Genomic DNA, 1,754 nt, shown 5'->3' on the forward strand with positions numbered 1-1,754 from the left:
CAGGCGACGGATGCGAGTGGGTTGTTCTACAACTGCCAGCGCGAGTACGAACCGGCGGCGGGGCGGTATTCGCAGAGTGATCCGATTGGGTTACGAGGCGGAATCAGCACCTACGGATACGTTGGCGGAAATTCACTTAGCTTAATAGACCCGTTGGGGTTAAGGAACGTGCACAAGACAGCCGTCGCAATTGGGAATGCGATCAATGCTGGGCGCTTACTTGCTTCGGGTACGCTGAGGATCGCTGGAGGACTTGGCATGGAGGGGGCAGTAGTGACTGCCGCACCGGGCTCCGCAAGTATTGGGCTGGGCGTCTGGAACATCACTAGTGGCCAGAAGGCGTGGGCTCGCGCCGAGCAGCAGTGGGCGGAGGCAGCCTGTGAAGACAGTAGCAACTATTCGAGGGGCGACGTCCTGAAGACATACTCGGGTTTGTTGCCTTGGGGAACTGAGTCAGATGACCCCGGTGAGCCTTTTTGGATTGATATTATGGAGAAGCACGTTAAGGAGGCTGTCCATAAGCCAAGGGAATTCTTGCAGGAAGTAGGAACCATAGGACTATGAAAACTGGATTGCTGCTCCGCTATGTTGCTTTGATGATCCTGGTTCTCCTAGGCTGGTGGTTTTATAGGCACATAAGCCCCGCGCTAATGACGTTGGTTGCGCTAGTCATCATGGGCGGAAGCACCGTATGGGTCATTGTGGCTCTCACAAGAAAGCCAAGTGAAGCGGCCCGAATAGCCAAATCTTGGTGGCGCTTGATCTGGGATGGCTTCTGGGGACTGTGAGCTAATGTTACGTCCGCTAATTAAAGTTCTCCAGCAGGCCGACTGGGACCTCTGCCTACCGATACTGGCAATCGCACCACACTGACCATCTTGGCAGGAAGCGAGAGCCACACCCATCCGGCAACCAACCATCACCTGAGGCATTTACCGCTATGTACGATCGTCAGCCAGACTCTCCCTCTAGTTCTCGAGAGACTGTGGATGATCTGTGAGCACGTACTTCCGTAGGGCGTAACATAAAGCTCAGGAGGCCGTCGATACGTGGTTCGCAATCCCCTGAAAGATGGATTGGACAACGCCTTTGGCGGCAGGATGCTGCTACGTCAGTGCGAGACATTCGAAGCGTGGCTGACCACGTGCGAGATACCCGGGGGCGCATCAGGCAGATCGGCCTGACCCGGACCAGCCAGGCGCGCCAGATCGTGGTGAACAACGTGACCTATGCGGCCTTCGGCCCGGCCACCGGCTGGACCTATGGCAACGGCCGCCAGCTGCAGCGTCCGTTGGGTCTGGATTACCGCCCGCAGGCAGTGCACGACCCGGCCGCGGGCGGACTGTCGCTGGGCTACGGCTACGACCCGGTCGGTTCGATCACCGAGCTGAAGAACGGCACAGGCTCAACGGTACTCGCCAAGTACGCCTACGACGCGCTGGGTCGCCTGACCCAGACCCAGGACGGGACGACAGGCACGCCGATTGAAACCTATGCCTACGACGCCACCGGCAATCGCACTGCGCTGACCACCTCGGCAGGCACCGCCAGCTACACCTATCCCGCAACCAGCCACCGGCTGACCGCCGTGGACGGCGAAGCGCGCAACCATGACGCGGTGGGCAACACCACCAGCATCGGCGGCAAGACGTTCACCTACAACGATGCCAACCGCATGAACGCGGTGAAGCAGGGCAGTGCGGTGCTGGAAAGCTACAGCTACAACCATCGCGGTGAACGCGTACTGCGTACCC

1 protein-coding gene and 1 pseudogene are annotated in these 1,754 nt (G+C 59.1%); both read left to right on the top strand.

Features of this window, described 5'->3' with window-relative positions; all coding sequences use genetic code 11:
* Positions 1 to 564 (top strand): RHS repeat-associated core domain-containing protein (locus tag HMPREF3114_RS20810; protein WP_141750865.1); only part of this gene is annotated, 564 nt, incomplete at its 5' end.
* 565 nt (positions 565 to 1,129) lie between these two features.
* A pseudogene (locus HMPREF3114_RS20155) lies at positions 1,130 to 1,754 on the top strand (RHS repeat protein); the annotation flags it as partial.

It is taken from the genome of Stenotrophomonas sp. HMSC10F07 (genome assembly GCF_001807895.1).
GTDB lineage: Bacteria > Pseudomonadota > Gammaproteobacteria > Xanthomonadales > Xanthomonadaceae > Stenotrophomonas > Stenotrophomonas sepilia.